Raw genomic sequence first — 26,069 nt, forward strand, 5'->3', positions numbered from 1 at the left:
TCACAGAATACCCACTCATTAAAGGAGCGACCAATGTCCGGTTTACGCATGTTGATTGCGACCACGACCTGTATTGCGCTGCTGGGCAGTTCGGTGACAGCGCTGGCCGATCCTGGCAACGGAAAGGGACAGGGCAAAGGCAATTCGCATAACAGCCAGGATCATGGCAATCAGGGGAAAAAAGGCGGGGGCGGCTATCAGGGGCATGGTCCGAGTATCGACCACGCCGGGGTGATCGGGATCGTGGACGGCTATCGTGGCTACTGGACCCCGGGCCCGGCATTGCCGCCCGGGATCCAGAAGAACTTGGCCCGGGGCAAGCCGCTGCCGCCAGGGATTGCGAAGAAGCTCGATGGTCGACTGGTCGGCAGGCTGCCGCACTACGACGGCTACGAATGGCAGCAGGTCGGCACCGATCTGATCCTGGTCGCGCTGGCCACCGGGCTGATATATGAAGTGCTCAATGGCGCCTTCGATTGAAAAATAGATCTGTCCCCATATGAAAAAACCCGGCGGATAAGGCCGGGCTTTCGTCGGGTACTGCGGTAAAACCCATCATTCAGACGTTACGACGTTCGATCAGACGGTCAGAACCACCTTCGGCAACCGCATCGCTGAACAGCGGATCGGTTTCGGTCGCGGCTACGGCATCGCTGAACAGCGGATCGGTTTCGGTCGCGGCTACGGCATCGCTGAACAGCGGATCGGTTTCGGTCGCGGCTACGGCATCGCTGAACAGCGGATCGGTTTCGGTCGCGGCTACGGCGTCACTGAACAGTGGATCAGTTTGAGTCGCAGAGGCAACAGCATCGCTGAACAGTGGATCGGTTTCAGTCGCCGCAAAAGCATTCAGGGCGAAGAGTGAGAAAGCGATACCGAGGATAGTTTGGCGTTTCATGGTTCTGTACTCCGTGTGCAGTGGGTTGGTATGGAGCAGATCCTACGCTTTGGATTCGATATGAGAACTTCATTGAATTAATGGTTGTTATTGATGCAGTCAATGATTGGGCTCGGTCGTCCGAAGTGCTCTGAACTGCTGCGCCAATTCCGGCGGAATCGGCCAGCAAGGAAGTGATGAAACCCGTCGGCGCTTTACGCCTGAAAAAAACGCTCAGGACGGCATGCGTTCAAGTCACGGGAGGCTTGGTCGTCGATCAGCTCTTCACTGACCAGGCGCCCCACAATGGCTGCCAGAGTCACGCCCGGGTGCATCGTGCAAACGTACACTCCGTCGATTCCTGGCAGATAACCGATGATGGGCGTGCCATCCGCCGCAATGGGTCTGAGCCCGATACAAGCCTGATCTGGCTCGATGGAAATGATCCCGGCCAACTCGTTCTGAATCGCCGCTGCGGTTCTTCGTGCGATGGCCTCCGGGCGATTCTCCAGCGTATCGTCCAGATAATCTTCTGCCGCCAGCAAGATCCCTTCCGGACCTTGTCTGACTTCCATTTCCGGGCTGGAGATAAGGGTGTTCACCCGATCGGGTTGCATTCTGTAGCGGATAAAAATGGCCGGCGAGGCCTCGATGGGAAGGGACAGGTTCAGAGTCTCGGTCAGTTGCGTGATGCCAGTCCCCGCGGCGAGTACGACCACATCGGCCTTAATGGTGCCCGATGCAGTCTGGATGCCAGTCACGGCGGTTTTGTGGGTGGTGAGGCCGAGCACTTGAGTCTGCTCAAGAATGTGTGCCCCATGAGCCTGAGCCCCGGCGATCAACACGTGGGTAGCTTGTACAGCGTCCAGCGCACCTTGGGTTGCATCGTAAACAGCCTGCTGGGGAGCGTTTTTTAGGTGGGGCTCAATGTCGAGTACCTGTGGGCGAGAGAGCAGGGGTGTTGAGGGTCGCCGATCGGTGCCGGGTGGATACGTCAGGGCGCCTGTCCAGCGTATCTTCAAATCCGGCAGCTCTGTTTCGAGCCGGTGATATTCCCTGATCGCCGCAGCGCGCAGTTGCGCAACGGGATCGGGCCCACTGTGCGACGTGTTGATCCACGCAAACGAACGCCCGGTAACGCCGCTCGCGATCTCTGCGGCATCGACCACGGTGACCTTCGCGCCTTTGCCGGCGAGGTGATAAGCAATCGACGCGCCGACGATGCCGGCACCGATCACAACAACTCGCTTGCCAGTCACTGCGCAATAAACCTGCGAATCGCATGAGTGGTTTCCACTGGCGCTTCCTCCATCAGCCAATGCCCCGCGCCGGCGATCACCAGTTCGGTGACGTTGTCGGCGGCATTGCGCATCACGATGGCTTCGTTGTTGCCGAATGACTTCTCGCCGCCGACCGCCAGCACCGGCATTTTCAGTTTGGTCTTCATCGATGCTTCGTTGTCCATCGCATCCTGGCGGATCGCGCGGAACTGGGCGAATGCCGCGTGCATGGCGCCGGGCCGGGTGTAGAGTTTGGCGTAGTGCTGGCGGGTGGCTTCGTCGACTTTTTTCGGGTCGCCGGCGAACTCGTTCCAGAAGCGGTCGAGGTAGATGCGCTCACGCCCGGCCACCAGCCGTTCTGCATCCGGCCCGCCGAAGTCGAAGTGCCAGAGCATCGGCGAACGAACGATCTCGTTCCACGGCGGGATCCCCGGAACGGGCGCGTCCATCACCACCAGGCGATCGGTTTGCTGCGGATACCGCGAGGCGTAGGCGAAGGCGACCATGGTGCCGATGTCGTGGCCGACCACCACCGAATGCTCGATGCCCAGCGAAGCCAGCACCGCGCGGATATCACCCGCCTGGGTTTTCTTGTCGTAGCCATCGGCCGGGATCGACGACAGGCCCATGCCCCGCAAATCCGGCACCACCACGGTGTGATCCTTCGCCAGATCCGCCGCCAGAGGCGCCCACATATCGCCGGTGTCGCCAAAACCGTGCAACAGCACCACCGCCGGGCCTTTGCCGCCAATGCGCGTGTGAATTTTTGCACCGTCCACGGCGATGTCCTGCGTGCGGAACGAGGCAGGGAAGGGCGTCACGTCGGCATGGGCCGGAACACTCAGGGCCAGCAGCAGGGAAGCGGTGAGCAGGGCGCGGATCATGGCGTTCACTCCAGAGGGGGTGGCTGGAGCGTAGACGGATTTGTTGTAGCTGAAGTGTGAAAAATGGGCACAGGTCGGCTTGTATGCATCGACACCAATTCTCATATCAACCCCTTTTTGCCGGGTCTCGATACTGACATCGGTTTCGGTGAGGTCGGCTATCTGGATTTTTCCCTTGAGTAGCTCGGCAATCCTCGAAGGTTTGATTGTCCATTTCACATCTTTGGAAAGGTGTCCCAGACGCAATGCCAGTTTTCGTTTGCTTCGCAACCGAATGTGCAGCTCTCTTCGAAACACGGCTTCTCTTGATTTGGAGAAATCGACGAGCTTTTTTGTAATGGGGTTGTGTTGCTTGGTGTCCAGAGGAGGGCAGTCGTAAAAGAATATTCTGTATAGGTCTTTTCTGGAGGGCTGTTGCAGCCTTGAAGCCGGGCAGTTTGGGCGAGATGGCATCCTGGTTATCAGATGCGCCGTCGCCCATCGGTGGACGAGATCAGCGGCCCGTTCAGCATTGAATGCATTGTGGGGCTCGATCCTTCGAAATCGCTTGATGAAGTAGGCGCCGTCAACCAGAACTGCTGTGGGCATGCGTTCTTCCTGAAAACAAAAACGCCCAAGGGTTTGGCACGTCCTGGATGATTAGGACGGCTTACTGCCTTGGGCGGGATGTGGGCAGATTAGGGAGCGATGACGATGGCGTCAACCGTTCACTCTTTGAGTCGATCAAGGGATAACCTTCGATCCTGAATGTCTTCTGCGTTCAGTCGATGGGCAGTGACGGAAAAAGCATACGGTTTGAGGGCGAACTCTGAAAACCGGCGCTTTCTGGCAAATTTGTAGGTACTTGCGCAAGGGTTTGTAGGCTCAAGTATCGAATTTCAGATGTTTAAACGTTGGTGTTTAAGTACTGATTCGCCAAGATCATTCGTAACGCTGATTCATACGAAATCCGGCAACAGTGTTTGTCCAGCTGGCTGATTTTTCAGCACTACCCCAACCCTTAGCATCGTCTCCAACCCGTGAACAAACACGGTCCTCAACGAGACGGTGAACATCATGAGCCTCAAGAAAATCGCGCTGGTTTTAATGCTTGGCAGTTTCGGTGCACACGCTTACGCCGATAACGCGGACGCGGCGAACATCCCGGTCGAGACCTACAGTTCTTCGACGAAACTGGACATCGAGCACGTCATCTCCATCACCGAACCGGCCAACGAATGCGCCCCGGTGCCGGTGCAGATGACCTACGAAGATTCCCATGGCGAGCGCCACGTCCTGCAATATCAAGTGATGGGCACTGGCTGTTCCAGTTGAGTCAGGTGCAGAAGATGGAGGGTCGACACTCCATGTCTGCTGTACTCAAACCGCTTTCTTTCCAACGATGTCTTCATCCGATGCCAGCAATTGCGGGATCGACTGCTTCAGAAACTCCACCCAGGTCTTGATCTTCGCATCGACAAACTTGCGCGACGGATAGATCGCGAACAGGTTCAACTCCTCCAGCCGATACTCCGGCAGCACCCGCACCAGGGTTCCCGCCCTCAAACCATCCACGGCCGATGCAATCGGCTGAATGCCGATGCCCATGCCTTTTCTGATCGCGATGGTCATGCCGTCGGCGGTGTTGATGTGGAAGGGCGATACGGGAATGGTGATGGTTTCCATGCCTTCGGGCCCTTCGAATGTCCAGTTCTCCACCGGCATCACCGTGTTGACGATGCGCAGGCACTCGTGTTCGCAGAGTTCGCCGGGTGTTTGCGGCAGGCCGCGCTTGGCCACGTAGGCGGGCGAGGCGCAGAGGATGCTGTAGGTGATGCCCAGACGTTGCGCGACGAAGCCGGAATCCGGCAGGTCGCGGGCCAGCACGATGGACATGTCGAAGCCTTCTTCTAGCAGATCCGGGACGCGGTTGGTCAGGGTCAGGTCGAACATCACCGTGGGGTGAATCTCGCGATAGCGCGCGATGGCATCGATCACGTAGTGGTTGCCGATGGCCGACATGGTGTGGATCTTCAAACGGCCGACGGGCAGGGTCTGGGCGGTACCGGCCTCTTCGTCGGCTTCGCGCACGTCATCGAGGATTTTTTCGCAGCGCTCGAGATAGCGCACGCCGGCTTCGGTCAGAGCCAGACGCCGGGTGGTGCGATTGATCAGCCGTGTGTGCAGACGTGCTTCGAGGGCCGAGATGGCTTTGGAGACGTTGGTGGTGTTGGTGTCCAGCAGCTCGGCAGCGGCAGTGAAGCTGCCGCTTTGGGCGACGGCGATGAAGAAACGCATGCTTTGGAAGACGTCCATCGGTGTCGTCTCAACAGTCAGGTGGAAAGAGTATAGGGGCGACCTCACAGGAGGCCGCCCCTTTGCCATGTATCACTTCTTGCGGGGGATGAAACCGGGTACGCCGGTCTCGACCACGGAATTGAAGCGGATCCGCGTGGTGATCTCTTCCTTGATCTCGCGCATCGCCCGGTGCGGCAAGGTCGCGATATCGAAGTTTTCCTGAATCCGGCTCGGGTTCGCCGAGGTCGTCAGGAATGCCGTACCCCGTTGCACCGCCCAGGCCAGGGCCACTTGCGCCGGGGTTTTTTGTACGTGCCGGGCGATTCCGGTGAGTACGGAGTCCTCGAGCACATTCGGCTCCATGCCATGTCCCAGCGGTGCGAAGGCGAGCAGGATGATGCCGTGTTCCTTGCAGAACTCCAGCATCTCCCACTCGGGCAGGTACGGATGGGATTCGATCTGCACCACCGACGGCTTGATCCGCGCGGCGGCGACGATGTCCTTCAGCGCATCGAGGGTGATGTCGGAAAGGCCGATGGACTTGCAGCGACCTTCATCCACCAGCGCTTCGAGCGCATGCCAGGTGTCGATCAAACGGGTTTCGCCATCGTAGATCACGTGCCCGAACGCATCCCGTGGGTCCTGATCGTCGCCGGGCTGGAAGGCGAACGGCGTGTGGATCAGATAGCAATCGAGATAGTCGACCTGCAACCACTGGCAACTGGCTTCGAACGCCGGTTTCACCCGCTCGGGGCGATGGTTGGTGTTCCACAGTTTGGTGGTGATGAACACGTCTTCGCGACGAATATTGCCCGCCGCAAACACTTGCGCAAAGGCCTCGCCGATCTGCGTTTCGTTGCGATAACGCTCGGCGCAGTCGAAGTGGCGGAAACCCACCTCCAGCGCGCATTTGACCGCTTCGGTGGTGGTGCTCAAGTCGCGAAACAACGTGCCGAACCCCACGGCCGGCATCGAGCCTGCGCCGTTATTAAGCGCAATTCGGGTGTCGCGAAGTTCATCGTGAAAGGCTTCGTAAGTCATGTCGTGTCTCCGGTATCTGCCGTTAAAGAAGGGTTGAGGTCTTGCGGGCGGCGAGCTTCTGATCGAGCACGCCCACCGAGTTGCCGCCCAGCGCCACGAACAGGCGCACCGAGTCGAGATAACGCGCAGTCTTCACCTGGATCTGCCCGAGCAGCGCCTGTTGGTAGGCGCGTTCGGCTTCCAGCACTTGCAACAGGCTGGTTTCACCCTGGGTGTAGGCCTGACGATTGAGACGCAGGCTGGTGTCGGCGGCGCGCAAGGCATCGTCCTGTGCCAGGTTTTGCTCGGCGCCGTGGTTGAGCGCCTGCAAGGTGTCCGCAACCTGGCCGAAGGACTGAATGACCGTCTGTTGATAGCGGGCGAGCGATGCGTTGTAGCCTTCGACGGCGCCTTCGCGTTCAGCCTTGAGCGTGCCGCCATTGAAGATCGGCGCCGTCAGCCCGGCGGCAAATCCCCAAAGTGCGGCGCCGCCATTGCCCGACGCGGCTTGCATCAGCGAGGCCGACAGCTCGACATGCGGGTACAGGTTGGCGGTCGCAACACCGACCGCCGCGCTGGCAATGTGCAGTTCGGATTCGGCTTGCAAGATGTCCGGCCGGGTGTGGGCCATGGCCGACGGCAGGCTGACCGGGATGTTCGACGGCAAGGCGAATTCGTCGAGGCTGAAGTCCGGCGCGATCCAGTCCGCCGGGCCTTTACCGGCCAGAATCGACAACGCATGACGCGCGGCATCGCGCTGCTGGGCGAGGGGCGGCAATAGCGTGTGATCCTGGGCGAGGCGGGTTTCGGCCAGCGACACATCGATTTGCGTGGTGCTGCCGCTCGCCTGGGCTCGGCGCACCAAATCGAGGTTTTTCGCGTCGTTGGCCAGCAGGGTTTCCACGGCCTGGATCTGCGCGTTGGCCGACGCCAGCAGCAATGCTTGACTGGCAACATCGCCGGTCAAGGTCAGCCAGGCTGCCTCGTAGCGATGCTTTTGCAGATCGGTCAGCGCTTGCTGTTGCTCGACCGCGCGTTTGTTGCCGCCGAAGACATCCAGATCGAACGCGACCCGTGGCCCGATCCCGTAGAAATTGGAGACCACCGGCTCTGGCCCGTTATGGGTGCGCTGGCGCCCGGCAGAAGCACCGAAATCCACCTGCGGATAAAGAACACCTTCCGCCGCCGCGACTGAAGCGGCGGCCTGACGAAGGGTTGCGTCAGCGGCGGCCAGTTCGAGGTTGCCGTCGATAGCGCGGCGTACCAATTGATCGAGCTTCGGCGAACGAAACGCTGACCACCAATCGCCGTTAAGCCGCTGGCCCATCGCGAAATGCTGTTCGGCCGCCTGATCGTAATGCTGCGACGGGCTCTCGGCAGGCCGTTGAAAATCAGGGCCGACGGTGCAGGCGGACAACATCACCAGCATCGCCAGCGGGGTGAAGCGCATAGAAGCTTTCATGGTTCAGACTCCACGTCATCAGTTGGCCGCAACAGGCTTGCGCAGGAACATCACCAGCGGACTCACCACGAGCATCGCCGGCATCAGAATCTTGAATTGGCCCATCACCGCGACGAACGCCGCCTGATGGGTGACCAGATGGTTGAGGCCTTCGAGCGCCGGTAACGACGTCGGCATGGCCACGCGATAAGGCGTGAGCTGACTGACCAGCGCCGAGTGCATCGCCTGGGTGTTGTTGAAGAAAAAGATCTGCACCACGGCCACACCGAGGGTGCTGCCGTAAACCCGCATCAGATTGAAGAAACCGGTGGCTTCCGGGCGCAGCTTCGGGTCGATGGTGCTGAACGCGGTCTTGCTCAGCGCCGGCATCAGGATGCCCAGCCCGACGCCCTGGATGAACCCGGTGACGGCCACGGGCGTCCAGTCCATCAGCGGCGAATAACCGAGCATCAACCAGTTGGCGTACACCACCAGCGCGATACCGGCGGCAATGAACAACCGGGAGTCGACCCACGCCGGCGCGCGCATCATCAGCAGAAATGCACCCACCAGTCCGATGCCACGAGGGGCGGTCAGCAACCCGGTGGTGTCCGGCGGATAACCGAGGATTTCATCGAGCATTGGCGAGGTCAGCGCCATGGTCGACAACAGCACAAAACCCAGGGCAAAGAACATCACCGTCGACAACATGAAGTTGCGGTCGCCGAACAAGCCCTTGCTGAGAAAGTGGGTCTTGCGGGTCAGCGCATGGACGACGAACAGGTACAGACCGAGGGCGCTGGCCAGCGCTTCGATCCAGATTTCCGGCGAGTCGAACCAGTCCAGCCGTTCGCCGCGATCGAGCAGCATCTGCAGGCCGATCATGCCGACCGTGAAACTGGCGAAACCGAAGAAATCGAACGTCGGACGCGGGTCTGCTTTCTTCTCGGCGAGCAGCAATGTCACCACCATCAGGATGTACGCGGTCAGCGGCAGGCTGAGGTAGAACATCGGGCGCCAGTCGAAGTACTCACAGATCACGCCGCCGATACTCGGGCCGCTGACGATGCCGAACAGCACCAGCGCCGTCCATTTCGGGCCGAAGGCGGGGCGCTTTTCTGCTGGCAATGTCTCCAGGGCGATGGCCATCGACAACGGCGCAATCACGCCGCTGGCCAGACCTTGCAGGATGCGTGCGCCGATGAACTCCAGCGGCGTGTCGGCCAACGTGCCGAGCCACAGACCGAGGGCGAACAGCACCAGTGCGGCCTGGTAAACCCGCTTCAGCCCGAAGCGTCCGGCGAGCCACTGGGCCACAGGCATCGTGATCGCACTCGCCGCGAGATAGGCCGTAAAAATCCATCCGGCCTGATCGTCGGTCATCGACAGACTGCCCTGAATCAACCGCAGCGCAGCGTTCGGCAGCGGCAGGTTGGCCGACTGCATATAGGTGGCGAGCAGGGCGACAAACCGCAGTGCCCGCGCATCAGCTGTTGAGGTGTTCATCACGAGTTACCCGCAGACAACAACGACTTGAGCGGATGCCACCATGGCGTGCGGTGCCCGGTATCGACCTTGACCGTGGCGCTGGTGCCGGAGAACAGCGGCAGGGCAGGGTCGGCCTCGTCCAGTTCCAGACGAACCGGCACCCGCTGCACCACCTTCACCCAGTTGCCGGTGGCGTTCTCCGGCGGCAACAGCGCGAAGTCGGCACCGGCGCCGGGGCTCATGCTGATGACGTGCGCCTTGAACGGGCGATCCGGATAGGTATCGAGGGTGATGGTCGCGGTCTGGCCGGGGCGCATGTGCGTCACCTGGGTCTCGCGGAAATTGGCCTCGACCCAGATTTCCCGGTCGGAGATCAGCGCGAACGCCGGTGCGCCGTTGTTGACGTAATTGCCCACCTGCAAATCATCGACCTTGGCGACGATGCCGTCGTCCGGCGCCGTGACCGTGGCGTAGGACAGATACAGCTGCGCTTCGTCGAGTTGAGCTTTGGCCTCGCGCACGGTCGGGTGATTGTCGAGGGCGATGTCCGGGTTGCCGTTCAACGCGACGACGGTGCTGGCGATCTGTTGCTCGATGGACGCGATGCGCTGGCGCGAGACTTTCAGGTCGGTTTCGGCGCGCTCGTAGAGGGCCTTCGACACGAACTCGGTGGCGATCAAGGCTTTCTTGCGGCCGAACTCTTTCTGATCGTAATCCGCCGAGGCTTTCGCCGATTGCAGCTCGGCCTGTTGCTGGCGGTAGCTGGCCTTGAGCCCATCGATGCGCAGGCGTGCGTTGGCCAGTTGCGCTTCGGCCCGGTCGACCGCGATCTGCAACGGCTTGGGATCGATGCGAAACAGCACCTGGCCTTTGTGCACGGGCTGGTTGTCGTCGACCGCGATCTCGACCACTTGCCCGGAAATCCGCGCGTTGATCGAGGCCTTGGCCACGCGGGCATAGGCGTTATCGGTGGAAACGAAGGGCTCGTTGGCAACGTACTGGCCGTAACCTATTGCGGCGAAAAGCGCCGGAACGCCGAACATCAACATGGGGCGCAGTTGCTGCTTGAGCGGCTTTTTCGGCGGCGCGTCCACGGGGTGAGCGCGGGCTTGTTCTGCGGTGAGATCGAATTGCTGAGTCATGAACGGCTCTCCAAAAGGCTGGGCGCCTGGACGGCATTGAATGCGTGATTCATCAAATCCATTCGCGGCGAGGGAGGATCGCTCCGTGCCGCTGTTTTCGTCGTCGCCAGACCCGGTTCGAGCGCTGTTACAACAAACCTGCCGATCAAGGAATTTCTGATTCCTTAATTTTGTGCGATGGTGTAAGAATATGAGCGACTTCATTTCCCCGCAAGGAATTTGTACGACATGGCACAAAATAAACCGACAGAAGGAAAAGGCCGTGGCCGTCCACGGGCCTATGACCCGCAAACTGCGCTGCAGCAGGCACTCGGGGTGTTCTGGAACACCGGCTATTCCGGCGCCTCACTGGACAGCATCGCCAGCGCCGCCGGCATGAACCGCCCTAGCCTGTACGCCGCGTTCGGCGACAAACACGCGCTCTATATCAAGGCCCTCGACCAATACTGGGCCACCGCCCACACCGCCATGCAGGCCGCGCTGAACGACAGCAGCCTGACCCTGGAACAGGCCCTGACCGGTTTTTACGAAGGGCAACTGGCGATCTATTTTTCCGGCGACGGCCAGCCTCGCGGCTGCTTCGCCATTGGCACCGCGACCACCGAAGCGGTTGAGGACCCGGAAATCCGCAACGTGCTGTCCCAGCGCTTGAGTCAGCTCGATGCCGATCTCGAAGCCCGTCTGCAACGGGCGATCGACTCCGGCGAACTGACGGGTGATGTGGATGCAGCGGCGCGGGCCATGCTCGCGTCATCGCTGCTGCACAGCATCTCGATCCGCGCCCGCGCCGGTAAATCCCGCGAAGAACTGGCGGGGCAGGCGCGCGATGCGGTGAAGGTGATCTGCGGTTGACCGGGCTTGAGGACATCCTGACCGAAGGTCTGTCCGTGGTGTTCTGTGGAATCAATCCGGGCTTATTGGCGGCAGAGCAGGGCCATCACTTCGCCGGACGCAGCAACCGCTTCTGGCGCACGCTGCATCTGGCCGGTTTCACGCCCCACGAGTTACGCCCGGAAGAAGACCGCACGATCCTGCAATTCCACTGCGGCCTGACTGCCGTGGTCGAGCGGCCGACGGCGAGTGCGGATCAACTCTCGGCAGAGGAGTTCACCGCAGCCGCCGCCAGCTTCGAACGCAAGATCGCTCGTTACGCGCCGCGCTTCGTGGCGTTTCTCGGCAAGGCTGCGTACGCCGGTTTATCCGGCAGGAGGTCGATTGAATGGGGGCTGCAAGAGCAGACGTTCGCCGGTGCTAACGTCTGGATCCTTCCCAACCCCAGCGGCCGTAACCTGGCGTTCAATCAAGCGCAACTGGTGACGGCGTATCAGCAGCTTCAGCGGGCGTCGAGCGCCATCACATAAGCGCTGAACATGTCCGCCATCCCCTCGGCACGGGCGGTGATTTCCACGTCGGTGCGCGAGGTGAGTGAAAAATCCTTCCCCACCGAACCGAGCGTGGCCAGGATCAGATCGCAGGCCTGCGTGCGAACGGCTTCGCTGGCCCCGGGCAGCAACTCCACCATGAACGTCGCAAAGATCCGCTTGCCCGCCGCCCGCACCTCATGGGCCTCCGGCGCATCACGATAAAGCGGTGCCGCATCACTCAACGCGCCGCGCATTTGCGCCTCCTCGCACTCCGAACGAATGAACGCATGCACCAGCGTGCGCAGGCGCTCCAGCGGCGGCTCGTCATGGTTTTCCAGAATTCGCTGCAGCATCCCGGTGGTCTGCAACCACTCATCACTCTGCAAGCGAAACAGAATCGCCGCCTTGTTCGGGAAGTACTGATACAGCGACCCGACACTCACGCCAGCCTTTTCCGCGACCCGCGCCGTGGTGAAACGCGCCGCGCCTTCCTTGGCCAAAACCTGAATAGCCGCCTGCAGAATCGCCGCCACCAGCTCGGCGGAGCGTGCCTGCTGCGGCTGTTTGCGTGAGGAAATACGGGCGGTCTGGCGATCGGTCATGGGCAACTCGGGCGTCGGGGCGGAATGCGAATAGCGGACTGGGCCGTTCGCTCGCATCATTTAAATGCGACGAATCATTCGCATATTAGCTCTCAACCCACGGAAAACCATCATGACAACCCTGACCACCGAACCGCTGGCGACCCTGATCGAACGCCTCTACACCCAGGCCAGCGCCGCCACCAGCCCGGCGCTGAACAACGTATCCGGCGAAGAGCGCGAACGCCTGATGCACAGCAAAACCGAATACCGCGAGCTCTACGCAATGCTCAAAGACCTGTGGCTACCCGTCTCCCGCGACACCGGCAAACTGCTGTACATGCTGGCGCGCAGCACAAAGGCCAAAGCCATCGTCGAATTCGGCACCTCGTTTGGCCTGTCCACCCTGCACCTGGCGGCAGCGCTGCGGGACAACGGTGGCGGCGTGCTGATTGGCAGCGAGTTTGAACCGTCGAAGATTGAACTGGCTCGGCATCATTTTGTTGAGGGCGGGGTGAGTGATTTGATTGAAATTCGCGAAGGGGATGCGCTTGTCACCCTGGCTCGCGACCTGCCATCGACTGTGGATCTGCTTCTGCTCGATGGTGCGAAAGCGCTGTATGGCGACGTGCTGAAACTCGTGGAGAAACACCTGCGACCGGGTGCGCTGGTGGTGGCGGATAACACTAATTACTGCCCGGAATATCTGGCGCATGTGCGTTCGCCGGGGAACGGTTACGTGAGCGTGCCGTTTGCGGATGATATTGAGGTGTCGATGCGGTTGGGGTGAAAGCCGTTGTTGTTCATGTTTCAAAAAGAAGGGGACTGATCCACGGATTAATGGATCAGTCCCCATTTTTCGCTACGATCAAGTGAAGACGCGCAAGGAGCGGCCCTTGATGGATTACCTGATTCGAAACGCTACGAATGCAGATGCGCCAGCGATCAGTCGAACGATCCTCAGTGCTTTGCGCGAATCCAACGTTCAGGACTACTCCTCCGCCGAAATCATCGAGCAAGTGGCGCAAAGCTTCTCTCCTCCGGCGATCCTTCATCTGTTGGCTGAGCGTCAAGTCCTGGTGGCTACAGCCGGCAGTCATATCGTTGCAACCGCGAGTCTGGATCACGACATTGTCCGAAGTGTGTTTGTCGACCCGCGCCATCAAGGAAAGGGTATCGGAAGACAGCTCATGCAGAGGCTTCAATCACTTGCCATCAATGCAGATCTGAAACGGCTACGTGTGCCTTCTTCAATCACTGCAGAAGGCTTCTATGCTTCGCTAGGGTTTGAAAAGGTTCGAGACGAGTTTCACGGGGCGGAGCGCACAGTCATCATGACGAAGGCATTGGAGCTGTAGCGCCCCAGAGTGCAGAGAGGCACGATAGAAATGGGGACAGATCTATTTTCTGAAAAATAAATCTGTCCCCATTTTTAGTACATTTTTAGTACATTTTTAGTACCGCTAAATTCGAGGTCGTTGCAGCTTGATCCACTCTTGTACGGTCGGGCGCTGCCATTGGCGTTGAGCGTAATCCTCCAGCTGAGCCGGCACCGTGTCCCCGTTGAGTATCAATCGGTTCAGCATCAACGCGAGATCAACATCGGCGATCGACCATTCACCAAAAAGGTACTCCGGATTGTCGGTAAGCAGCCATTGAGCGACCTCAACCAGCTTTTGCTTGGCAGCCTCAGCCGACGCTGACAAAGGTCCGTATTTCTGTCCATAGAACACGACAAGGGTAGAGCGCTCCTGTCGGATCGGGAGCAGATCACTGCGTAGCCACGCCTGAACTTGCCTCGCTGCCGCGCGTTTCTGTGGATGCCGTGGGTAAACAGGTGTCTGGGGGAACACATCTTCCAGGTATTCGGTAATCGCCGATGATTCCGACAACGAAAAGTCGCCCTGCACAAGGGTGGGCACTCTCTGAGTCAGCGAAAGACGGGCGTAATCGCTGGCCTGGTTCTCCAGTTTGTCCAGGTCCAGGGTGCTCATTTCGAACTCGATTCCCTTTTCTCGAAGGGCCACAAAGCAGGACATTGCGTAGGGACTGGTGAATTGAGCATCGACGTAAAGGCGCAGGCTTGAGTCATTCATAGCGTCATCTCCATATGCTGAGTGGACGACGCTAAAAGATTCGACGCTTTAAATAAAATTCATGTTTTTTATGGGGGCATTCCTGTCAGGAATGCAGTGCCACAGGAATGGGGACGGATCTATTTTTTCACCACCGGATAAATAGATCTGTCCCCATTTTTCAATTTATGCGTCAAGCAGATTGCGCCCCGAACAGAACGGGAACCGCGTCCAGAAAATGAAACATCTCAGGCGTCTTTGTGTTCAAGCTTCGCGAACCGTCATCTTCCTCCTCGATCATGAAGTTATCGCTTTCGAGTTGATCGACCAGCCACTCCATAAACGCGGCAACAGAGGTGGCAACGACGTATTTGTCGTCTTCGTCACTGCCAAAGTTGATGACCTGACCCACAGTGCCAAGCGCTCCCGGGTCCAGATCGACTCCGAGATGGTTACCACCGTAGTCGTAGGCGAAGGGAATCCAATATTTGCTGGCGTACAGTTTCTGGATAGCATCGGGAGTTCCCGACGTGCAGAAGGCACTCGCCTCGGTCATTTCTTCGGACGACCATCCATCGATAATGCTTTTCCAGGACTCCCAATTGTCCCTGGCTTTTGCCAGCGACAGAAATTCAAGACCATAGAAGGGACCCGAATTTGCAGCGCCGCGTTGCCCGTCACGCCACTTGTAGAGTTGCTTCAGGCTCTCGGGAAAAGACCGGCCTACCAGGCTCTCGAACTCGGCGATTTCAGCGTCCGAACATCCCGGCGCCAGATCCTCAAGTGTTTCAGGGATGTTGGCTTCCAACCATTTTTCGAGTCGTTCCGTCACTGCTTTCATTAACGCTTTCCCAGCATGAAAAGCCTGCACGCTAACGTAGGTTGGGGTTTTGTGAAAGGCGTGATGAAGGTTGAGCCAGAGTTGCTTACGGCAATCCGGTCTTTACCCTGCACCCTTGTTGCCATACCTTGATAATCGCTTAATCCGGCTGCCCGCTTCTGGCCGAATGCTGCCGCCCAATGGGTCTATCACACCAGGGGCGATTTACCATTCAACGACGGACCGACTGCTTGATTCAAAAGCTCGGATAGATTCGATAGTGGAAAGGGATAACTCATGAAAGGAAGGGCAAAAGTGTCGGGAGATAAGGCTTTCTATAAGGGCCTTGGTCACGAGCTGATGAAGGAACTAGCTGAGACGTATGTCAACGCCGAGTTTATTTCGGATGTGGCGTCCTGGGAATATGAAACGATCGCGTTGCCCAATGGAATGCATGTACGTTTCACCAGTTGGCGTGACGGTGAGGGGCCTTTCTATATCATTTTGTTCAAGGGCGCGAAGTTCGTGTTTGAACTTGATTTGTCGATGATTGTGCATCAGTGGGGCCGTTTCACATGGCATCTGAAAGTACCGAGCCATGAACATAATCTTGCGATGCTTGATACCTGGCTGGGGAAGGCCGCGACGTTGGATGAAGACTACTCGGAATCGGTAAAAGGCGTGAAGAGCCGCATACAGTCAGGCAAAAACACGCCTCGCACAGGCTACCGGTTTATTGACGATAGCGAATGGTCCGTTCTCTGCGAGCGCTTTCTTGATTTGATGGACCGAGCGATCAAGGCTCACACAACCGACGGCGAAGCGGCGGTTTCACGTGTGGAGGCACGAGATGACGACGGCAGCACGGTGACTGCAAGGCGCAAAGCCCGACGCAATCAAAGCCGATTCAGACTGAACATGATGGAGCTGTACGGTAGCGCGTGTGCAATATCCGGCGAGGGTGTTGAGGACGTACTTGAGGCAGCCCATATCGTGAACCATTCTGAGACCGGGCTAAACAATACGGGGAACGGACTGCTACTGCGCTCCGATCTCCATCGCCTGTTTGATCGCAGCCTTCTAGCGGTTGACCCAAAATCGCTCAACATTGTGGTATCACCGCGATTAGAGAAAACGGAGTATCAGAAATTTTCCGGAATGAAGCTCAGGTCGCGTATCGACGGTTCCGCTCCTGCCCCCGAATACCTTGAACGAAAGTGGATTCAGGCTGGCTTGAAGAATTAAACATTCCGAACTATTAACGAGAACGTCGGTGAGCGCCGCGATGCCTGCATGCGGCGCTCCTGCGTATTTCGCCAGCCGTCACGTGCCGCTCAAACCGTCAAATACTCAACTCGCGCTCTCGGGGCGAACAAATCGTCAAGCGGTTGGTGGATATCCGCAAAAACTTTCCGACGTCATTTCTGCGTGCATCGCAGTGCCACTGAAACGAACGAGCCACAGCCCAATCTGCCGCGTGGACACGCCTGGACGGTCAGCGTCAGCCCATCGTCTTGACTTGCTTCTGCCGGCATCGCTGCTCCGTGTCGCAAACCCAACCATGATTTTCACTGAACTTGCTTCCCCTGGAACTCATGAACTGTCCTGCTGAAAAGCAGATAGTGAGCTCCTCGCGCCAGCAACACCGCAGTCGCAATCAAGAAAACGCTCAAGTAAATATTGCTGTTCATGGCTTCTACGGCGTTGCCGAGAGCGCCCTGAGCGCCAATGGCGCATATGATCGCCAGGATGTTGCAGGCAATCACGCTGCCATTAACGGCAAAAAGTGAGAGCGTCAATGAAAGCGCTGTATACCCAAAGTCCTTTGGCGTAGATCCCGACAAGATTGGCCATACAGAATAAGCGACATACGAAGCGATGATGAAAACAAGAAAGGCGGGTGGTCTTTTCATTTCTGGATGAGCTTTCGTCCGAGTTGAAGGCTGGCAAAAAAACGCCGAAATCCTATCCATATTTCTTGTCGCTGTCGTTACTTGGCCCATTCTGAGTTGCGGAAAAATCAGCGGGGCAGCGTCACCCAAGGCGCACCTTCGGCAAAAGCGCCCTCGATCCACTCCTTGAACGCCGTAGTGGTCGCCGTGTTGAACCGCGCCGAAGGTCGCACCAGATAAACCCCCGTGTCAGCATCCAGTTGCCACTCGGGAAGCACCCGCACCAGACGCCCCTCGCGCAAGTCCTTGGTCATCAGCCAGTCGCCGCCGGCCAAAATTCCGACACCCAAGCGCGCGGCACACAGTTGCGCTTCGTTGTCGTTGCTGACCAGCCGGCTGCGGACTTTGACGGTTTGTTTGTCATCACCGCGAGTCAGTCGCCATTCGGGGTACGAATGCAACCCGGTAAACCCCAGGAAATGATGATCGGCAAGATCCGCCGGCGTTTTCGGCTCGCCGTGCTGTTGAAGATAGGAGGGCGCGGCACACAGGATTCGGCGGTGATCGCAGAGCTTCTTCGCCACCAGCCGATTGTCCGCCAACTCGCCGATGCGGATCGCGGCGTCGAAACCCTCGGCGACGATATCGACGAAGCGCTCGGCATATTCAACCTCCAACGCCACGTTCGGATGGGCCAAGGCGAACGCCGAAACGATATCACCCAGCCATAGCCGCCCCATGGCGGCCGGCAGGGCGATGCGCAAACGCCCGCGAACTTCGGCGGCACCCTCGCGCGCATCCTGCTCCGCTTCGGCGATCAGGCTGACCGCATGCCCGAACCGCGCCACCAGCCGTTGCCCCTCATCGGTGAAACGCAATTGCCGGGTGGTGCGCTCGATCAGCCGCACCCCCAGCCGCGACTCCAGCGCGCTGAGCCGTTTCGACAGCACCGAGGGATGGCGCTGCAACGTCCGGCCCGCCGCCGCAAACGAGCCGTGCTCGGCCAGGGCCAGCAGGGTGGCGACTTCATCGGCCTGACGGCTATCGAACAGATCCATGCAACGACAACCCTCGTGGATGACCCGAAAAAAGACTCAAGGCACCAGCACAACCGCCCCCGGCAAACCGCCCCGGTACAGATCGGCATGGGCCCGGGCGGCGTCCGCCAGCGGATAACGACGCCCGACATTGGGCTGGATGATACCGGCGTCAATCGCTTGCAACACGTCCTTTGCACGCTGCTGGTATTCCTCCGGCGTGGCGGTGTGGGCGGCGAGGGACGGTCGGGTCAGGAACAGCGAACCCTTGGCATTCAGGGTGCTGATCTCGACCGGCGCCGGCGCCCCCGACGCCATGCCGAACGACACCAGCAACCCGCGCGGGCGCAGGCAATTCAACGACGCCTCGAAAGACACCCGGCCAATCGGGTCGTACACCACATCCACTTTCTTGCCCTGGGTGATGTCGACCACCGCCTCGGCCAGCGTCGCCGCATCGAACACCAACACCTCATCACAACCCGCCAGCCGGGCCCGCTCGACACTCCCGGCGCCGGACACCACACCAATCACCAACGCCCCCAAATGCTTCGCCCACGGCACCATGATCTGCCCCAGCGCACCAGCCGCGCCGTAGATCAGCACCGTCGAACCCGGCCCGACCGTGTAAGTGGACTTGAGCAAATACTGCGCGGTGATGCCCTTGAACAGCACAGCCGCCGCGTCCTCGAAACTCAGGCTGTCGGGGATCTTCACCAGCCGATTGGCCGGGTAGAGGCGGGCGCTGGCATAGGCGCCGATGGGGCCCGTGGCATAAGCGACGCGGTCGCCGACCGCCACGTTCGTCACATCGGCTCCCACCGACACAACCCGTCCGGCGCCTTCGAGCCCGAGTCCAGAAGGTAACGCCAACGGCGCGGCACCGGAACGTTGGCTCAAGTCGAGCGGGTTGACGCCAATGGCGAACTGCTCAAGCCAGACCTCGCCGGGGCCGGGTGCTTGCGCGGTGAATTGCTCCAGCTGAATGACTTGAGGCTCACCGGTTTGATGGATGACGGCGCTGGTGACCATGTTGAACGCTCCCTTACGTTGATGGTGGGGAGAGTCTAAAGGTGTGCGTGGGGAGCACTAGTCGGGTTGATTGCAGTTCATATGTGCAACTGGTGCAGCAATTCAGCAGAGGTATCACAGGAGGGAATGCGACGCCCGCTTCAACGGGCGCCGCAGTACAGCTCAATCAGCCGATCTGCACAATCGGGCCGGTCGGGTTGCCACCTGGGCCGTTTGGTTGAAGCGGGCCGAAGGTGAGCGTGACGATGTTCAGGGTGTTTTTGAAGGTCTCCGTGCCGCGCCCGCTGGATACTGAAGTGGCCCAGCGGACTTGGTTGTAACCGGCTTCGCTGGGAACACAAATACCCACTTCGCCTGGAAGCACCTTTTTAACCGTGAACTCCATGCTTTTCTTGCCATCGAAAATCTTGTTATTCCACCACCGCACGTTGGCGATCACATTGCTCGAAGCATCGATCACATCCAGCAGTTCGACGGTGAAAGTCGCGGACTCGATCGGGAATATCGTGTTGTTATGCAGTACGGGAGCTCCTTCTCCCGGTGTCGGATTAGGAGGGTAGTACTCCTGACCGTTCTGGTTGATCTGCAATGCACTAGGCAGATTCAAAGTGATCTGTACACCGTTCTGATCGAAGAGGGTGAAAGCTACAGCAGGTTGTTGAAGCAGAGTTGCGGTTTTTTCCTGAATAGCTTGGTTCATTGTAATTTCCTTATTCGCTATTTCCGTATGTGCTGAAATTCCATTGGCAAGGAATTTCTCCTGTGTACGCGACTCCATGCCTTGGAATCGCGGTTGCAGTTTTGATGCGACTTTTGACTCTGTCAAATGATGTAGCGAAGTAATCTAACGGAAAGCGTATTTAGATTTTTTTGTTAACGCGGACGGCTTTTATTAAAAAATGCTCAGGTATTTTAATCGAGAAAAGTTATATTTTTTGATTGATATATAGCGAATGCTAAGTTGCAACTATCCGTAGAAGCAGCCCGAGGGCCGCCTCTACCGGACGCGATTTGTTTAACTCAGCTCAACGTGATCCAGCGCCTGATTTACCGCCAGCTCGGCAATCATCACGATCTGCGCGATACCGATCGCCGTCTTGCGATGCGACGGATCGAGCGTGGCCGCGAAATTGCTGAGCATCTCACTGGCCGCCCCGAGGTTTTCGCTGGCATTGGCCAGCAAACATTCGGTGTTGAATTTCGGATTGGCCAGATACATCCGCTCGGGCTCGTTCAAGGACGACATGATCCCTGCGGCGGGGAAGAGGTAATGATCCAGCGCACGCTCGGCGGCGTCGTGGAGTTTTTTGGAGTTGGGGGATTCGTAGGGGGAGGTGGGGTCGGTTTCGGGTGGGTTGGGTGTTGGTTTGATCATGGTGAAACTCCTACATCGTCAAATGGGAGCCGACACTCTCGCTACCAAACGATGGGTGGCGGCCATGCTCAGGTTGGTAGACCGGGACGTAGGAACCGGCGCGCCCGAAGACGCCCTGTGCATGACCACCATGACGCGGAGTCTTTCAGACACTGCACATCATGATGCTTATGCAACCTACGATAATCCGGGGCTACCAAACCCCATCACTGTTTTTCAGTGACCGGGAAACGATAAGACCCGCGTCGTAGACGCACAAGCCGGCGGATTCTGGCGTAGTCGTAGGCAATGACGCAAGGCGTTGTAGCCTTGGGGAAGTTACGGCGGGTTGCTTTAAACGGAGCTGTTTAAGCGCTTAAAGCCTGGAGGAAATCTCCTTCCAGATGTAGCCGTAGTTGTATTGCAGCCAGCGAACCAACGCCTTATCAAACTGCCTGCGAAACCAGCTGTTCTCCCTAGCTGCCAAACGCTCCTCGATCATTGCCCTGAGCGAGTCTGGATCAAAGCCAGTCCATGTCGGAGGCACAGCGGCCACAAGATTGGTGAAGCACACTGGCGCGACCTCTGAATAAAGGATTTCGTAGAGCACGTCAGGATCGACGCCTCTGACCTCCGCCGCTACGTAATCGTATTCGACCGGCAAATCGTTGAAAGGCCAGGAGAGTGCAGCTCTGATGTCGGTCAGCTGCGGCTCAGTCAGAAGATGTCCCAAAACCAAAACTCCTTTAGTTCGCCACTCAGTGGATGGGGACAAGGGACGGGGATATTTCTTGAAAGATAGTACTGGGCTTAATTGGCAGAAAGGGAGCGGAGGGATTTTCAGGACTTCGGAAAATGCGGGATTTATGCGAGCCATTCGCGGTGGGCGAGAGCGCTCGGCACGGAACCAAGCGCTCAGGGTAGGGCGGGGCACTTACGGCTCCGCCCTGATGTTTCAGTTTTTGCTGGCGTTCAGCTTGCGCAGTTCTTCGTAGGTCGCCGACTGGACGAACCAGAAGCCGGAAATGATGCACCAGCACAGGGTGCCGGCCACGAAGATACCCAGCGCCGGCAAGAACCCACTGGTAAAAATCGCGACGATTGCGACCAGCCAGATGAATGCCAGGGAGAGATAGAGGACGGTGTTGTTGACGCTGATGACAAAGTCTTTCACGGGGCATATTCCTTGCGGGATGTAGAAAAAATCCCCCTCTCCGGGGGGAGGCGCAAGCATGCTATCACAGTGCCTTCACTGGCCAAGAAAAGTGAGCTCTTCGTCTGAAAATAAATCCGTCCAATATTCTAGGTCCCCTATTTTCGTTGCGAATGTCCGCTATCGGTCATGAGCGGACATTTGCGACCAGATTCTTACCCGTCAGAAAGCTGGTCGTACCGGAATGCACATCCAGTAAGAACGTCGGTTGGTTGATAATCCCCGCTCCAGCCCCGACTGCGACCGCGTTCAGAGATCAGATGTAGGTTCTTTCTGGCCCGCGACGACACCACATACATGAGTTTCTTAGCTGTCTCGACCTGGTTCGGATCGCTGAAATGGGGAACCATCCCTTCTAGCAGGCCATAGGCGATCACTGCGTCATACTCAGCGCCCTTGACCCCGTGGATCGTCGATACGGTGATTCCAGTCCGGTCCGCAAAGACCTTCCTGAACATCGCCAAATCAGCGATCGCCTCAGCGCCTTCCTTGATGAGCTTGTCAATGCGCTTCTGCGAGCATTCAAAGAAAGCGTCGTGATGCTCCTGGAGTGCCGCGCAGGTGTGGCGATCTATTCCGAAAGTGGAACATAGCTGGTCGAAGAACACCCGGAGGAAGACAAGGCCATCGGTTTCGGTGATGGTGAGGGCGATGGTGTTGCAGGCGCGTAGCAGTGTCTTGCGGTCCAAACCTGGAACCTCGACGCCGGCCTCGCTGAGGTCAGCGATTATCTCTCCCGCCCATCGCATCCGGCGTACATAGAGGTGTGGGGACGCCTCCGTCAGAATGATCCTAGCTAGCTTGTACCAGAAATTGTCGATGTCGCGCGCAAAGGGCACCATGCCCGGGCCGTCGAACGAATAAGCCGGAAGCGCCGCGACCAGCCTGCGTGTCATGCTTGCGAGATGGACCCACCAAGGCGCAACTATACAAACCTCATGCTGAGCGATCCCGAGCGTTTCGACGTTAAATTTGATGAGCCTTACAAGCTCTTCCTCCAGCGCGTCGCGGTGTGTCTGGTGATCGAACGACACCACGCTCGCGTAGTCTTTGTCCCTCCCCACCGCCTCGATCTTCGAAGGCCAGACGTTGTAATTGCCGAAATAACTCACAATTCGCGATGACGACCGGTAATTGTCTGACAGCTCCATTTCATTGAAGGCGATGCCGCACTGCGCCCCAAAGTCCGCCGCCGTAATCGCATAGCCGCCAAGCGAGCCATAGATTGCCTGATTAGGATCGCCTACCACGAAGGCGGACGCACCGCGCTTCGACGCTTTCAGGATCGACGCGAGGATCGCATATTGGATTTCCCGGGTATCCTGAAATTCATCGAGGAGTACGCATTCGAAGATCGAACCCAGCAGCACGCTGATCGACGGATTATTCTCGATGAGCTGATAGGCGTAGAAAAGGATGAGTTCAAAATCGACCTGCCGCTCGGTACGAAGCGCCTTCCAATATGCCCGCAAAACTCCCCTAATTGCTTCATGCTTATCGGTCTTGTTGCATGTCAGGACACAGCCGTTCGGCTTGAAATAATATGCGCAGTCGAAGCTGCTGAGCTTAGTGCCTTGCACCGCGCTGCAGAGTTCCTCGAGCATTCGTTCGGTGTCATGAGCATTGATCACCCGGAAACCGTGCTTGAGCGCTGAGTGGTAGATTCCGTAAGGCTTTAAGATCCATTCGAGACAGAAGGAGTGGATCGTGCCAATCCAAAGCTGGCTCGTTTCGACGCCAAGCTGCTCGATCCGTTCGTGAATCTCATCCGCAGCCCGGTGCGTGTAGGTGATCGCGACGACGCGTTTTTTGTCCGACTTAAGCTCCGACAACAGGCGGGCGATCTTGTAGGTGAGGGTTCTCGTTTTACCGCTCCCCGGGCAGGCAACGAGGAAGACGCTGCCTGGATGCTCGATGGCTGCGACCTGGGCATCGTTCAGATCTTTCCTGTCCCAGACAAACATCTAGAAGCTCGCCAGGATCGTGTTGATGCCGTCGGCCGGAAAGGCTTGTAGCATTTCGGCGCGAACCGCTGCAAAGTCGATCTCGCCGCTATAGTAGCGTCTGATTTGCGCGCGCATTGCGTCGATGTCCACTGCCGTGTGTAGTTGTGACTCGGCAAGGACCGAGACCCGATAATCAAGCACACGCGCCCATGTCTGGATGGATACCGGGAGATGCGCTTGGAAGATGGCGTCGAGGATGTAATCCGGAATGACAGTTTCTGGCGTGATCATTCGCCCCAGAATGATGGCGAACCACCCCTTTCCTGCGTAGCGTGCCATCGTCAGCACGCGCGTCCCGAAACGTGCGATGTCACCCGATTCCAGCTCCATTTTAGACGTCGCGATGGTGGCGCCATCCTTATAGACGTCGCCCAGGACCGAAACGACAGTGCCAACATTGCCGGCGGAAACGAAATCGACCTCGAAAGTGTTGTCGGCGAAGTGCACCGTCAGCCAGGGATTCCCGTCACACAACTCCTTGAGCACTGCCTCGCGCTGGAGTCCAGCGATCTGTGACCCCAGTGCCTTTTTCTTTGCGGCCGCCTTATCGTCGCTGTCGAGTATGTCCTTGGTCGTATCGATAAACGCGCGGTCAAGGTCGGTGATGATCGCGCAGCGCTTACGGATGCGCTCGTTATGGAAAAGCACCGCAACATTCTCGAAGCCGGTGCTGCGGATGTTGATTAAGCTGATTCCCAGCTCGTCCAGGCTGAGCCCGAACACTTTTTTAACGAGGATCGGTATGAGGATCTCCTCGGCGTCGCCCTCAACCAAGATCACGCTCTTGGCGAAGAGCAGATTGCTGCGGACCGCATCGAGGTAGCGCTGGATATTGCCAATTTGGCCGGCGTCAAGTCCCGCAGATGGCTGAAACACCTCGCATCGTCCGTCCTGCCGGCCGAGGATGTTGATGTTCACGACGTTGTTCACTTCGGATATGTGGGTCGAATGTGTCGAATAGATGATCTGGGTGTCATCAAAGTTCAGCCGGTCGAACAGCGTTTTCTGGATATGGGTGTGGATGTGCGCCTCCGGCTCCTCGATCACGAGGAAATTGGCGAAGGACTCTTTCTGCTTCTGGTATTTGAACTCGAGCAGCTTCAACGTCAGGTAGATGAGGTTTGCACCGCCCAGGCTCAGCTCGTGAATCGCGCCCTCATATTCTTCCTCGCTCTCGCCCACAAACAGCTTGAGCGACTGGAAGAGGCGGTCGGCCTCGTCGGACAGATCCGAGCGGATTGAAAGTGATCGCGGGGAGTAGGTCTCGCCTGCCGCATCGGTGATGGTGTCGCGGATATCGGTGCGGATGGTTCCTACATCTGGTAGGCCCTCGATTGCATCGTTGAGCCCTTTGACGAGAGCGGTAATTGGCTCGAAGCTCTCCGGATCGATCTCACCGCTTCGACACTTGAGCAGAGTTAGGAGGGGGTTGGTGCGGTTGTTCTGGAAGTCGGAGACCACATCGCGCAGTGCTTGCACGAAGGTGAAGCACACTTCGCGCGAGATCGAGAGCATGCCTGGGATGACGCCCCCGATAGCGGGGTTCGTCAGTTCTTGGGGAAATATTACCGCGTCGAAGTCGCCAGCCAGTTGCCTATAGGTTTCGGGATCGAGGAAGTTTGCGGTGCTCTTGCCGGTAAAGATCGTTTCATAATCCGAAATGGTGATCTTCGAACGTGCCTCAGCTAGTCCTGCCGTGTCACCGGCGGCAAGGTCGGCCAGGATCCGTCGAACTGCCGCCTTGGGGCGAAAGATAAGGTTGTAGGTCGCTTTGCCGATCATACCGTCGGCGATGTTACCGGTCCCATGGAGAAAGAGGGACTGAATCGCCTCGTCTTGGGATACCTCATCGAACTCCAGACTAATGACTATCCAGTGACCGCGCCAGTCGCCAAGGCCCCGGTGGAAGTCCTTCTCGTCGAGCCTATATGCCGCGCGCAGCAGCGTGTCGTCCAGCAAAAGACGCAACGCCCGGAACAGGTTTGTCTTGCCTGACCCGTTCTCGCCTATGATCGTGTTAACACCCTTGTTGAAGACTACATTCGCGCATTCGAAATTCCGGTAATTGACGAGTTGTAACTTTGAAATATGCACGAATAACGTACCCCGTTTAGCCGTAGCTCGTTATGGTGGTGAAGATGCTGCTCAATCGCTTAGCAAAGCACTGATCGAATTCTGCATTGTGGGCGGACACAAGCATCGCCGGCCCTGCAAAGGCTGCAGCCCCTACGATGTTTGATCGGGAGTAACCGTTGTAGACCACGATATTGATGATGACGGGGAAGT

Annotated in this window: 28 protein-coding genes; 8 read left to right on the forward strand and 20 right to left on the reverse strand. The window is 58.1% G+C overall.

The features are described 5' to 3' along the window. The first annotated feature begins 33 nt into the window (after positions 1–33). Positions 34–480: an RcnB family protein gene (locus tag LOY31_RS13055; RefSeq protein ID WP_258713440.1), complete on the forward strand. Its 447-nt coding sequence runs from the start codon at positions 34–36 to the stop codon at positions 478–480. A gap of 79 nt (positions 481–559) precedes the next feature. Here the strand turns inward: LOY31_RS13055 and LOY31_RS13060 are convergent, their stop codons facing one another. From LOY31_RS13060 to LOY31_RS13070, 3 genes are all read right to left on the reverse strand, one after another. Next, a complete protein-coding gene (locus tag LOY31_RS13060) occupies positions 560–898 on the reverse strand; it encodes a hypothetical protein (RefSeq protein WP_201818181.1) in 339 nt (112 codons plus the stop codon). Between the two features lie 194 nt (positions 899–1,092). Continuing rightward, positions 1,093–2,136 (reverse strand): FAD-binding oxidoreductase, encoded by a 1,044-nt coding sequence (locus tag LOY31_RS13065; RefSeq protein ID WP_258713441.1) that lies wholly within the window; start codon positions 2,134–2,136, stop codon positions 1,093–1,095. Beyond that, positions 2,133–3,041, reverse strand: a complete 909-nt coding sequence (locus LOY31_RS13070) for an alpha/beta fold hydrolase (protein ID WP_258713442.1) — start codon at positions 3,039–3,041, stop codon at positions 2,133–2,135. The genes LOY31_RS13065 and LOY31_RS13070 overlap by 4 nt, the downstream gene beginning before the upstream one ends. A 465-nt stretch (positions 3,042–3,506) precedes the next feature. On the opposite strand from LOY31_RS13070, the gene LOY31_RS13075 reads away from it, so the two are divergent. Continuing rightward, the gene (locus LOY31_RS13075; RefSeq protein ID WP_258713443.1) at positions 3,507–3,680 is read left to right on the forward strand and encodes a hypothetical protein; all 174 of its coding nucleotides are present in this window, start codon (positions 3,507–3,509) and stop codon (positions 3,678–3,680) included. A gap of 417 nt (positions 3,681–4,097) precedes the next feature. Continuing rightward, entirely contained in the window at positions 4,098–4,355 is a 258-nt protein-coding gene (locus LOY31_RS13080) for a DUF2790 domain-containing protein (protein ID WP_085604453.1), read from the forward strand. A gap of 45 nt (positions 4,356–4,400) precedes the next feature. On the opposite strand, the gene LOY31_RS13085 is transcribed toward LOY31_RS13080, so the two are convergent. The 5 genes from LOY31_RS13085 to LOY31_RS13105 all read right to left on the reverse strand — a co-directional run bounded on the left by LOY31_RS13085 (position 4,401) and on the right by LOY31_RS13105 (position 10,409). After that, positions 4,401–5,336 carry a LysR family transcriptional regulator gene (locus tag LOY31_RS13085; RefSeq protein ID WP_085604450.1) on the reverse strand — a complete coding sequence of 312 codons (936 nt, stop codon included), beginning with the start codon at positions 5,334–5,336 and terminating at the stop codon, positions 4,401–4,403. A 72-nt stretch (positions 5,337–5,408) separates the two neighbouring features. After that, positions 5,409–6,359 (reverse strand): aldo/keto reductase, encoded by a 951-nt coding sequence (locus LOY31_RS13090; RefSeq protein WP_258713444.1) that lies wholly within the window; start codon positions 6,357–6,359, stop codon positions 5,409–5,411. A 22-nt stretch (positions 6,360–6,381) separates the two neighbouring features. Then, entirely contained in the window at positions 6,382–7,800 is a 1,419-nt protein-coding gene (locus tag LOY31_RS13095) for an efflux transporter outer membrane subunit (protein WP_258713445.1), read from the reverse strand. An 18-nt stretch (positions 7,801–7,818) separates the two neighbouring features. Further along, positions 7,819–9,285, reverse strand: a complete 1,467-nt coding sequence (locus LOY31_RS13100) for a DHA2 family efflux MFS transporter permease subunit (protein WP_258713446.1) — start codon at positions 9,283–9,285, stop codon at positions 7,819–7,821. After that, the gene (locus LOY31_RS13105) at positions 9,285–10,409 is read right to left on the reverse strand and encodes an HlyD family secretion protein (RefSeq protein WP_258713447.1); all 1,125 of its coding nucleotides are present in this window, start codon (positions 10,407–10,409) and stop codon (positions 9,285–9,287) included. Before LOY31_RS13105 ends, LOY31_RS13100 begins: the two co-directional genes overlap by 1 nt. A gap of 228 nt (positions 10,410–10,637) precedes the next feature. Between LOY31_RS13105 and LOY31_RS13110 the strand changes: the two genes are divergently transcribed. Both LOY31_RS13110 and mug read left to right on the forward strand, forming a co-directional pair. After that, the gene (locus tag LOY31_RS13110) at positions 10,638–11,261 is read left to right on the forward strand and encodes a TetR/AcrR family transcriptional regulator (RefSeq protein ID WP_258713448.1); all 624 of its coding nucleotides are present in this window, start codon (positions 10,638–10,640) and stop codon (positions 11,259–11,261) included. After that, complete coding sequence (gene mug, locus LOY31_RS13115; protein ID WP_258713449.1) at positions 11,258–11,770, forward strand: G/U mismatch-specific DNA glycosylase; 513 nt, start codon at positions 11,258–11,260, stop codon at positions 11,768–11,770. Before LOY31_RS13110 ends, mug begins: the two co-directional genes overlap by 4 nt. On the opposite strand, the gene LOY31_RS13120 is transcribed toward mug, so the two are convergent. Next, positions 11,743–12,375: a TetR family transcriptional regulator gene (locus LOY31_RS13120; protein WP_258713450.1), complete on the reverse strand. Its 633-nt coding sequence runs from the start codon at positions 12,373–12,375 to the stop codon at positions 11,743–11,745. The two genes, mug and LOY31_RS13120, sit on opposite strands and share 28 nt — an antisense overlap. Before the next feature lie 112 nt (positions 12,376–12,487). On the opposite strand from LOY31_RS13120, the gene LOY31_RS13125 reads away from it, so the two are divergent. Together LOY31_RS13125 and LOY31_RS13130 are read left to right on the forward strand one after the other, a co-directional pair. Then, on the forward strand, positions 12,488–13,144 hold the full coding sequence (locus tag LOY31_RS13125) for an O-methyltransferase (protein ID WP_258713451.1): 657 nt from the start codon (positions 12,488–12,490) through the stop codon (positions 13,142–13,144). Positions 13,145–13,253: 109 nt separating this feature from the next. Next, entirely contained in the window at positions 13,254–13,712 is a 459-nt protein-coding gene (locus LOY31_RS13130) for a GNAT family N-acetyltransferase (protein WP_258713452.1), read from the forward strand. Between the two features lie 105 nt (positions 13,713–13,817). On the opposite strand, the gene yfcF is transcribed toward LOY31_RS13130, so the two are convergent. Next, positions 13,818–14,450, reverse strand: a complete 633-nt coding sequence (yfcF, locus tag LOY31_RS13135) for a glutathione transferase (protein WP_258713453.1) — start codon at positions 14,448–14,450, stop codon at positions 13,818–13,820. Between the two features lie 172 nt (positions 14,451–14,622). After that, positions 14,623–15,270 carry an SMI1/KNR4 family protein gene (locus tag LOY31_RS13140; RefSeq protein ID WP_258713454.1) on the reverse strand — a complete coding sequence of 216 codons (648 nt, stop codon included), beginning with the start codon at positions 15,268–15,270 and terminating at the stop codon, positions 14,623–14,625. A gap of 276 nt (positions 15,271–15,546) precedes the next feature. On the opposite strand from LOY31_RS13140, the gene LOY31_RS13145 reads away from it, so the two are divergent. Further along, positions 15,547–16,494, forward strand: coding sequence for an HNH endonuclease (locus tag LOY31_RS13145; RefSeq protein ID WP_258713455.1), 948 nt, complete (start codon positions 15,547–15,549; stop codon positions 16,492–16,494). A gap of 323 nt (positions 16,495–16,817) precedes the next feature. On the opposite strand, the gene LOY31_RS13150 is transcribed toward LOY31_RS13145, so the two are convergent. The 9 genes from LOY31_RS13150 to LOY31_RS13190 form a co-directional block, all read right to left on the reverse strand. Next, positions 16,818–17,291, reverse strand: a complete 474-nt coding sequence (locus LOY31_RS13150) for a hypothetical protein (RefSeq protein WP_258713456.1) — start codon at positions 17,289–17,291, stop codon at positions 16,818–16,820. After that, positions 17,270–18,199, reverse strand: a complete 930-nt coding sequence (locus tag LOY31_RS13155) for a LysR family transcriptional regulator (protein ID WP_258713457.1) — start codon at positions 18,197–18,199, stop codon at positions 17,270–17,272. The genes LOY31_RS13150 and LOY31_RS13155 overlap by 22 nt, the downstream gene beginning before the upstream one ends. A gap of 36 nt (positions 18,200–18,235) precedes the next feature. Then, positions 18,236–19,210 carry a quinone oxidoreductase gene (locus LOY31_RS13160; RefSeq protein WP_258713458.1) on the reverse strand — a complete coding sequence of 325 codons (975 nt, stop codon included), beginning with the start codon at positions 19,208–19,210 and terminating at the stop codon, positions 18,236–18,238. 166 nt (positions 19,211–19,376) lie between these two features. Then, entirely contained in the window at positions 19,377–19,910 is a 534-nt protein-coding gene (locus LOY31_RS13165) for a hypothetical protein (protein WP_230737519.1), read from the reverse strand. 315 nt (positions 19,911–20,225) lie between these two features. Continuing rightward, a complete protein-coding gene (locus LOY31_RS13170) occupies positions 20,226–20,585 on the reverse strand; it encodes a DUF6124 family protein (protein ID WP_192564759.1) in 360 nt (119 codons plus the stop codon). 355 nt (positions 20,586–20,940) lie between these two features. Beyond that, complete coding sequence (locus LOY31_RS13175) at positions 20,941–21,297, reverse strand: hypothetical protein (protein WP_258713459.1); 357 nt, start codon at positions 21,295–21,297, stop codon at positions 20,941–20,943. Positions 21,298–21,519: 222 nt separating this feature from the next. After that, positions 21,520–21,738 carry a hypothetical protein gene (locus LOY31_RS13180; protein ID WP_011333849.1) on the reverse strand — a complete coding sequence of 73 codons (219 nt, stop codon included), beginning with the start codon at positions 21,736–21,738 and terminating at the stop codon, positions 21,520–21,522. Positions 21,739–21,932: 194 nt separating this feature from the next. Continuing rightward, the gene (locus tag LOY31_RS13185) at positions 21,933–23,741 is read right to left on the reverse strand and encodes a UvrD-helicase domain-containing protein (protein WP_258713460.1); all 1,809 of its coding nucleotides are present in this window, start codon (positions 23,739–23,741) and stop codon (positions 21,933–21,935) included. Next, complete coding sequence (locus LOY31_RS13190; RefSeq protein WP_258713461.1) at positions 23,742–25,877, reverse strand: ATP-dependent endonuclease; 2,136 nt, start codon at positions 25,875–25,877, stop codon at positions 23,742–23,744. Between the last annotated feature and the right edge of the window lie 192 nt (positions 25,878–26,069).

It is taken from the genome of Pseudomonas sp. B21-021 (assembly GCF_024749205.1).
Classification (GTDB): Bacteria; Pseudomonadota; Gammaproteobacteria; order Pseudomonadales; family Pseudomonadaceae; genus Aquipseudomonas; species Aquipseudomonas paraglycinae.